Below are 9,255 nucleotides of genomic sequence, written 5' to 3'. Positions count from 1 at the left end.
GTATCGTTCTTCTCGGCTGAGGTGCTTGTACATTGGGCAATTTCGATTTGGCGGTTAAAGCGGCCATGATGCTCTCGCATCCTCAGCCACCTATAACCAGTTCATCTTTGTTGCACTTCGTCCTTGAATCCGCCCTATTTTAATTGCAAGCCTGCACAGACTTGTAAAACAACAATTAACGAGGCAAATCGCTGGCACCCATCAAGAACTCATCTACCGAACGCGCCGCTTGACGACCTTCGCGGATAGCCCACACGACCAAGGATTGACCCCGACGGATGTCGCCCGCAGCAAACACCTTGGGCACGTTGGTGGCATAGCCACCTGTGAACTCGGTACTTGCTTTGGCATTGCCGCGCGCGTCTTTCTCCACACCGAAGCCTCCAAGAATAGTGGCCACGGGGTTGACAAAACCCATCGCCAACAGCACGAGGTCGGCTTTGATGATTTCTTCGGTGCCCGCCACTTCGACCATCTTGCCGTCTTTCCATTCCACGCGCACGGTTTTAACGCCTGTGATTTTGCCGTTTTCGCCGACAAACTCTTTGGTGGAGATGGCGAATTCACGCTTGAGCAAACCTTTTTCAGCGCTCTCGTCGTGGCTGGAACTGGTGCGCAGCTTGAGCGGCCAGTAAGGCCAGACCAAAGGTTTGTTCTCATGCTCGGGCGGCATAGGCATCACCTCGAACTGCACCACGCCTGCGGCGCCGTGGCGTGTGCTGGTGCCCACGCAGTCAGAACCGGTGTCGCCGCCACCAATGACCACCACATGCTTGCCGTCGGCACGCAACTGATCTTTGAGCTTGTCGCCAGCGTTGACTTTGTTTTGTTGTGGCAGGAACTCCATCGCGAAGTGAATGCCAGCCAAGTCGCGCCCGGGTGCGGGCAAGTCGCGTGACTGCTCGGAACCGCCGGTCAACAACACGGCATCAAAATCTTTTTGCAGCTGTGCGGGGCTGATGGTTTCTTTGGCCCAGTTGGTGACCTTGGATCCTTTGGGCAACTCGCCCACCATCACGCCGGTGCAGATGGTGACGCCTTCGGCTTCGAGCTGCTTGGCACGGCGGTCGATGTGCGACTTTTCCATCTTGAAGTCTGGAATACCGTAGCGCAGTAAGCCACCGATGCGGTCGTTCTTTTCAAACAAAGTCACGTCGTGGCCCACGCGTGTCAACTGTTGTGCAGCAGCCATGCCAGCGGGGCCAGCGCCCACCACGGCCACCTTTTTTCCTGTTTTGTGTTGGGCGGGCTTGGGCACGACCCAACCTTCTGACCACGCTTTGTCAATGATGGCGTGTTCGATGGACTTGATGCCCACTGCGTCGCCATTGACGTTCACCACGCAAGCGGCTTCGCAAGGGGCAGGGCAGATGCGGCCCGTGAACTCAGGAAAGTTGTTGGTGCTGTGCAGCACCTCGATCGCGTTTTTCCAATCGCCTTGGTACACCAAGTCGTTGAAGTCCGGAATGATGTTGTTGACTGGGCAGCCGTTGTTACAAAACGGTGTGCCGCAGTCCATGCAACGGGCTGCTTGTTTTTTGGCTTGGCCTTCGTCCAAACCAATCACAAATTCGTTGTAGTTTTTCAGGCGCTCTTTGACGGGCTTGTAGCCCTGCTCAAGACGCTCAATTTCCATGAAGCCAGTGACTTTTCCCATGATTCAAATCCTTTTGCTTGTACTTTGCGTTATTTGGCAGCGACGGCCTTCTTGGCCGATGCAGCGGGAGCCTTGGCAGTCTTGGCTGCATTCAACTCGCCCAAGGCACGCTTGTATTCGTTGGGGAAGACTTTGACGAACTTGGCGCGTGCGGTGCCCCAGTTGTCCAGCAAGTCACGGGCGCGCTTGGAGCCCGTCCAACGGTGGTGGTCTTCGAGCAACTTCTTGAGTTGCGCTTCGTCGGTTTGGTCGCGGTGCCAAATGGCGCGTGGCAGAGAGGCTTCTTGCTCGGCAGCGCTCAACACTTTTTCCATGGAAACCATGGCGGTGTTGCACTTCTTGTCGAACTGACCGTCTTCGTCGTACACGTAGGCCACGCCGCCGCTCATGCCGGCGGCAAAGTTGCGACCGGTTTTACCTAACACGGCCACCGTGCCGCCTGTCATGTATTCGCAACCGTGGTCGCCTGTGCCTTCGACCACCGCCGTCGCGCCAGACAAACGGACGGCGAAACGCTCGCCCGCCACGCCAGAGAAAAACGCTTCTCCGCGTGTCGCACCAATCATCACGGTATTGCCCACGATGATGTTGTTGACAGCTTCACCGCGGAAATCGATGCTGGGGCGCACCACCACGCGGCCACCTGAGAGGCCTTTGCCGGTGTAGTCATTGGCGTCACCAATCAAGTACAGCGTGAGCCCCGAGCACAAGAACGCGCCGAACGATTGACCGCCTGTGCCTTCGAGTTGGATACGGATGTTGTCGTCTGGCAAACCTTCGGGGTGCACCTTGGTCACCGCACCTGACAACATTGCACCGACTGAGCGGTTGACGTTGCGGGCGACCTCCATGAACTGCACCTTCTCGCCGCGCTCGATGGCAGGTTTGGACTTCTCGATGAGCTTTTGGTCGAGTGCCTTTTCCAAACCGTGGTCTTGCTTGTCCACGTGGTAGCGAGGAATCTCTGGGCCCACTTGAGGCACAGCCAGCAAGCGCGTGAAGTCAAGGCCAGAGGCTTTCCAGTGCTCAATGCCATGGCGCATGTCGAGCAAGTCGGCACGGCCAATCATGTCGTCGAATTTGCGGATGCCCAACTGCGCCATGATTTGACGCACTTCTTCTGCGATAAAGAAGAAGAAGTTGACAACATGCTCAGGCTTGCCTGTGAACTTCTTGCGCAACTCTGGGTCTTGGGTGGCCACGCCCACAGGGCAGGTGTTGAGGTGGCACTTGCGCATCATGATGCAGCCTTCTACCACCAACGGTGCGGTGGCAAAGCCAAACTCATCAGCACCCAACAATGCGCCAATGGCGACATCGCGGCCTGTTTTCATTTGACCGTCGGCTTGCACGCGGATACGACCGCGCAAACCGTTCAACACCAAGGTTTGCTGTGTTTCGGCCAGACCGATTTCCCAAGGGCTGCCGCAATGCTTGATGGACGACCAAGGCGAAGCGCCTGTGCCGCCGTCGTGACCCGCGATCACCACATGGTCGGCCTTGCACTTGGCCACGCCTGCGGCAATCGTGCCCACGCCGATTTCAGCCACCAGCTTCACGCTGATGTCAGCGTGTGGCGCCACGTTCTTCAAGTCATGGATGAGCTGCGCCAAGTCTTCGATGGAGTAAATGTCGTGGTGGGGCGGAGGCGAAATCAAGCCCACACCGGGCACGCTGTAACGCAGCTTACCGATGTACTCGGACACTTTCGCGCCGGGCAACTGACCACCTTCACCAGGCTTGGCGCCTTGGGCCATCTTGATCTGGATTTGGTCCGACGAAGATAGGTATTCGGCCGTCACACCAAAGCGACCCGAGGCCACTTGTTTGATGCGTGAGCGCAGGCTGTCGCCCGCTTCCAGAGGCATGTCCACTTCTACCACGTCATCGCCGATGACGCTCTTCAAAGTCTCACCCTTCTTGATGGGGATGCCTTTGAGTTCGTTGCGGTAGCGCGCAGGGTCTTCACCTCCCTCACCCGTGTTGGACTTGCCGCCAATGCGGTTCATCGCCACGGCCAAGGTGGCGTGCGCTTCGGTCGAGATCGAACCGAGTGACATCGCGCCCGTTGCGAAACGTTTGACGATCTCGGTCGCAGGCTCCACCTCGTCCACGGAGATGGCTTTGGCGGAGTCAATCTTGAACTCGAACAAGCCGCGCAAAGTCAGATGACGCTTGTTTTGGTCGTTGACGATTTGTGCGTACTCTTTGTACGTGCTGAAGTTGTTGGAACGGGTGCTGTGCTGCAACTTGGCAATCGCATCGGGCGTCCACATGTGCTCTTCGCCACGGGCGCGCCACGCGTATTCACCGCCTGCGTCGAGCATGTTGGCCAGCACTGGGTCCTCACCAAACGCGGCCTTGTGCATGCGAATGCCTTCTTCGGCCATTTCAAAAATGCCGATGCCTTCGACGCGGCTCGGTGTGCCAGTGAAGTACTTTTGCACGGTTTCGCTATTGACACCAATGGCTTCAAACAACTGCGCGCCGCAGTAAGACATGTAGGTCGACACGCCCATCTTGGACATGATTTTCGAAAGACCTTTGCCAATGGCTTTGATGTAGTTGTAGATCGCTTTGTCGATGGACAAATCTGCCGGCAAATCTTTGTGCAAATTAGCCAATGTTTCGAGGGCGAGGTAGGGGTGCACGGCTTCTGCGCCGTAGCCTGCCAACACGGCGAAGTGATGCACTTCGCGCGCACTGCCTGTCTCCACCACCAAACCGGCGGTAGTGCGCAAGCCTTCGCGCACCAAGTGCTGATGAATCGCAGACAAAGCCAACACAGCAGGAATCGCCACTTGTGTGGGGCCGACGGCACGGTCACTGATGATGAGGATGTTGTGGCCGCCTTTGATGGCGTCCACCGCTTCGGCACACAGCGAGGCCAGCTTGGCCTCCACGCCATCGTGGCCCCACACCAGTGGGTACGTCATGTCGAGCGTCGCGCTCTTGAACTTGCCGTGGGTGTGTTTTTCGATGTCACGCAACTTGGCCATGTCGCTGAAGTTCAGCACCGGCTGGCTGACTTCCAAACGCATGGGTGGGTTGACTTGGTTGATGTCGAGCAAGTTGGGCTTGGGGCCCACGAACGACACCAAAGACATGACGATGGCTTCACGGATGGGGTCAATCGGTGGGTTGGTCACCTGCGCGAACAACTGCTTGAAGTAGTTGTAGAGCGGTTTGTTTTTGCTGGACAACACAGCCAAGGGGCTGTCGTTGCCCATCGAGCCAATGCCTTCTTCGCCGTTGATGGCCATCGGTGCCATCAGAAACTTGATGTCTTCTTGGCTGTAGCCAAACGCCTGTTGGCGGTCGAGCAAAGACACATCGCTGGCTTGGGCGGCTTCGCCTTCGTGGCCTTTGACATCGTCGAGCTTGATGCGAACGTTCTCAATCCACTGCTTGTAGGGCTTGGTGTTGGTCAGGCCAGCTTTGAGTTCGTCGTCGTCGATCATGCGACCTTGTTCGAGGTCAATCAAGAACATCTTGCCAGGCTGCAGACGCCACTTGCGCACTATTCTGCTCTCTGGCACCAGCAACACGCCCGACTCAGAACCCATGATGACCATGTCGTCGTCGGTGATGCAGTAGCGTGAAGGGCGCAAGCCGTTGCGGTCGAGCGTGGCGCCAATTTGACGGCCGTCGGTGAACACGATGGAGGCAGGGCCATCCCATGGCTCCAACATCGCGGCGTGGTATTCATAAAATGCCTTGCGGCGCTCGTCCATGGTGGTGTGGTTTTCCCATGGCTCTGGGATCATCATCATCACAGCTTGGCTGATGGGGTAGCCCGCCATCGTCATCAATTCGAGGCAGTTGTCGAAGGTGGCCGTATCAGACTGGTCTGGGAAGCTGATGGGATAGAGCTTTTTCAGATCGTCGCCCAACACAGGCGAAGACATCACGCCTTCGCGGGCCTTCATCCAGTTGTAGTTGCCCTTGACGGTGTTGATCTCACCGTTGTGCGCCACATAGCGGTAAGGATGAGCCAATGGCCACTCGGGGAAGGTGTTGGTTGAGAACCGTTGATGCACCAAGCCGAGAGCAGACACGCAGCGCTCGTCGGTCAAGTCGCGGTAATAAGTACCGACTTGGTCAGCCAGTAACAGGCCTTTGTAAATGATGGTGCGACTAGACATGCTGGGCACGTAGTACTCTTTGCCGTGCTTCAGGTTCAAGTGCTGAATGGCGGCGCTGGCTGTTTTGCGGATGACATACAGCTTGCGCTCCAAGGCGTCTTGCACGATCACGTCGTTGCCACGACCGATGAAAATTTGACGGATGACGGGCTCTTTTTCACGCACGCGTGGCGACATGGGCATGTCGAGGTTGACGGGCACATCGCGCCAGCCCAACAACACTTGGCCTTCGGCCAACACAGCACGGTTGAGCTCTTGCTCACAAGCCAAGCGTGAGGCTTGTTCTTTAGGCAAGAACACCATGCCCACGCCGTACTCACCCATGGGGGGCAAGTTGACCCCCTGCTTGGCCATTTCTTCGCGATACAAGGCATCGGGCAACTGAATCAAGATACCTGCGCCATCGCCCATGAGTGCGTCTGCACCCACGGCACCCCGGTGATCGAGATTCTCCAAAATTTTGAGCGCTTGACCCACGATGGCGTGGCTCTTATGACCCTTGATGTGAGCTACAAAGCCCACGCCACAGGCGTCATGCTCGTTGGATGGGTCGTACAAACCCTGGGCTTGCAGTTGTGCTTTATGGGCAGCCGTGATCATGGCGCATTCCTCAAAAATTCAGCAGGACTAGGAGAATACTGCATGGCAGCATCCATGCCAAGAAAATTAATTGGGGTCAGAACCCAATTAATTAAGACTGAACTTCTCTAATTATTTAATTAGGGACGGGTTTATTGCCCTCGCTGAATGGGCGCCCCGCCTTAGTTTTGACCAACCGCCTTTCAGTTTGAAGCTGTAAATCGGCCACAAAACGTTCATCCCCCAGCGCCCAACCACTGAGCGTGGCATCGGTCAATGCACCCTGCTGGTCGGCACTGATCCCAGCGCGCCCCAATTCGGCGTACGCCGCTTCACGCGCAAAAGGTGTGTTGCCCAAACCCCAATACAAGGCATGCGGTGTGATGAGCCGGTCAGTGCGACGCCCTGTGTAGTGCGCGTAACTGGACCACGCGTAATCCTCAGGCTGCGCCACCATCTGGGCGCGCACGGGATTGAGGTCAATGTAGGCCATGCACGCCAGCAAATAGCGATCCGTTTGAATCAGGGTGGAGCGGTAGCGCCCCTCCCACAACGTGCCCGTACGCGCATGCATTTTGTTGAACATCTGCACATAGCTGCGGCCCACGGCTTGCATCATCTTGGGCAGGGCAAGGTCTTCTTGCGGAGTGAGCAGCAAATGCAAGTGGTTAGTCAGCAGCACATAGGCATGAATGTCCACCTTGTGCGCACGACTTTGTTCGAACAGCAAGTCGAGCATGCGCTGGTAATCCGCTGTGGTGCGGAAGATATCTTGTCGGTTATTGCCCCGCAGGATGACGTGGTGCGGGTAGCCGGTGATGGTGAGACGAGGGAGGCGGGCCATATACGGATGGTAATTGGGTTCTGACCCCAATTAACCTGGCCCCAATTAAGCAACTTTCGAATCCTTGCCTAAAAGGCTTAAACGCCTAAGGGGGGGTAACGCTGCCGCAGCAAATCTTCAATGCCAAACTCATGAAGCAGGGCCTGCAGGCGCTCGGCCGCACTGCGCTTTTTCTGCCCCGTGTATTTGGCCAAGATGAGTTCATTTTTCATGCTGTGCTCCCAGCCCACCAGCTCGGTCACCGTCACTTGGTAGCCCATGGCCTCTAGGTACAAACAGCGCAACACATTGGTCAACTGGTTGCCCATCTCGCGCGTGTGCAGCGGGTGACGCCACAGCTCGGCCAGCGGGGTGCGCTGCAAATTAAGCGCTTTGTTATGGTTGAGCGCACGCGCCAACTCGGCTTGGCAACACGGCACGAGCACCATGTATTTGGCTTTCTTTTGCAGGCCAAACGCGATCGCGTCGTCGGTGGCCATGTCGCATGCGTGCAGCGCAGTGACCACGTCCATCTGCTCGGGCAACGCATCGCTGTGTGCAGAATCAGCCACGCTGAGGTTGAGAAACTTCATGCGCTCAAAGCCCAAGTGCTGCGCGAGTGCTTTGGAAGACTCAACCAACTCGCTGCGCGTCTCGATGCCGTAAATGCTGCCCTGCCCCAAAGCCTTGAAGAACAAGTCGTAAATGATGAAACCCAAATACGACTTGCCCGCGCCGTGATCGGCCAAGGTGGGGCCTTGCTCGCTGACGGGCAGTTCTTTCAGCAACTTCTCAATGAACTGAAACAGGTGATACACCTGCTTGAGCTTGCGACGCGAATCTTGGTTCAACTTGCCGTCGCGCGTGAGGATGTGCAGCGCTTTGAGCAGCTCGATCGATTGACCAAGGCGCAGGTCAAGCTGAGAGCTGGGGTCTTGGGGCTTGGGCGTGGCGGGTTGGTTTTTGGTTTTAGTCATTGTTCTCTTCTTGTTCGCTCACTAGACGGATGGCCGTCATGACATCCACCACCTCAATACCCTCTTTCATAGGGTAAGTTTGCTCAACTGGCGCGACCAAAAGCTTTCGAACAGCAGCCAAGGCAGTTGCCGCCTGATAGAAGCCCTTAGAAACGCTGGGTGCACTAGAGCGTTTGACTTCAATAGTCCACCTCTGCTGGTTTCGGAATGTCAACACCAAGTCCACCTCTGCACCGTTGCTAGTGCGATAAAAACTGGCTTGTGCCTGCGGCGCTGCATTGATCAACTGTTCAATCACAAATCCTTCCCAGCTCAAACCCGCCACAGGGTGACCCAGCACCGCATCCAAGTTTGATAAACCTAGCAACGCATGCACCAAGCCACTGTCGCGCACATACACCTTGGGCGAGCGAATCAAACGCTTGCCTACATTGCCGTGCCATGCAGGCAAGCGCCGCACCAACATCAAATCACACAGCAAGTCGATGTATCTGCTCACGGTTTGGCCACTGATGGCCAAGGCGGCCGCCAACTTGGACTGATCCAATAGCTCACCTTGGTGATGCGCCAGCATGGTCCACAACCGCCTCAAGGTAGTGGCGGGTATACGGGGCCCAAGTGCTGGAATGTCTTTTTCCAAATACGTTGAAATGAACACCTCACGCCAAGTGATGCTATTCGCATCGGTTTTGGCCAACCAAGACAAAGGAAAGCCGCCGCGCACCCACAAGGCATTGAGGTCAGCGGGGCTGCCATTACCAGTAAAGATTTCTGATGCTTGAAGCGCTGGCAGATCTACATAGGCCACCCGCCCAGCCAAACTTTCGCTGGACTGTTGCAACAAAATCCCTGTTGCCGACCCCAGCAACAAGAAATGCCCGCTGGTTTGGCCCATGCGACGACGCTGGTCAATCACACCACGCAAAATACCAAACAAGGCGGATTCAAGGACGAAGTGCAACACGCTTTAACGAGGCATGGAATACCTCGTGAGGTGTCTTGAATCCTAGTCGCTTTCTGGGGCGGTGATTCAATCGGTTTTCAATCATAGTCAATTCCTCATCCGTCACGGTT

The 9,255-nt window shown here is 56.3% G+C and carries 5 protein-coding genes; all 5 read right to left on the bottom strand.

Annotated features, from left to right (window positions below; translation table 11 throughout):
• Nucleotides 1-175: 175 nt before the first annotated feature.
• Nucleotides 176-1,657, bottom strand: a complete 1,482-nt coding sequence (locus RMS03_RS01450) for a glutamate synthase subunit beta (protein WP_310625341.1) — start codon at nt 1,655-1,657, stop codon at nt 176-178.
• Nucleotides 1,658-1,686: 29 nt separating this feature from the next.
• On the bottom strand, nt 1,687-6,402 hold the full coding sequence (locus RMS03_RS01445; RefSeq protein ID WP_310625340.1) for a glutamate synthase-related protein: 4,716 nt from the start codon (nt 6,400-6,402) through the stop codon (nt 1,687-1,689).
• 115 nt (nt 6,403-6,517) lie between these two features.
• Complete coding sequence (locus RMS03_RS01440) at nt 6,518-7,225, bottom strand: transposase (protein WP_310625339.1); 708 nt, start codon at nt 7,223-7,225, stop codon at nt 6,518-6,520.
• 77 nt (nt 7,226-7,302) lie between these two features.
• Nucleotides 7,303-8,181: an SAM-dependent methyltransferase gene (locus tag RMS03_RS01435; RefSeq protein ID WP_310625338.1), complete on the bottom strand. Its 879-nt coding sequence runs from the start codon at nt 8,179-8,181 to the stop codon at nt 7,303-7,305.
• Nucleotides 8,174-9,145 carry a DUF4143 domain-containing protein gene (locus RMS03_RS01430; RefSeq protein ID WP_310625337.1) on the bottom strand — a complete coding sequence of 324 codons (972 nt, stop codon included), beginning with the start codon at nt 9,143-9,145 and terminating at the stop codon, nt 8,174-8,176. Before RMS03_RS01430 ends, RMS03_RS01435 begins: the two co-directional genes overlap by 8 nt.
• Nucleotides 9,146-9,255 lie beyond the last annotated feature (110 nt).

The sequence above is a fragment of the Limnohabitans sp. genome (assembly GCF_031538885.1).
Taxonomy (GTDB): domain Bacteria; phylum Pseudomonadota; class Gammaproteobacteria; order Burkholderiales; family Burkholderiaceae_C; genus Limnohabitans.
Note: the sequence above shows the minus strand (reverse complement) of the source record. Positions and strands in the feature narration are given on the sequence as shown.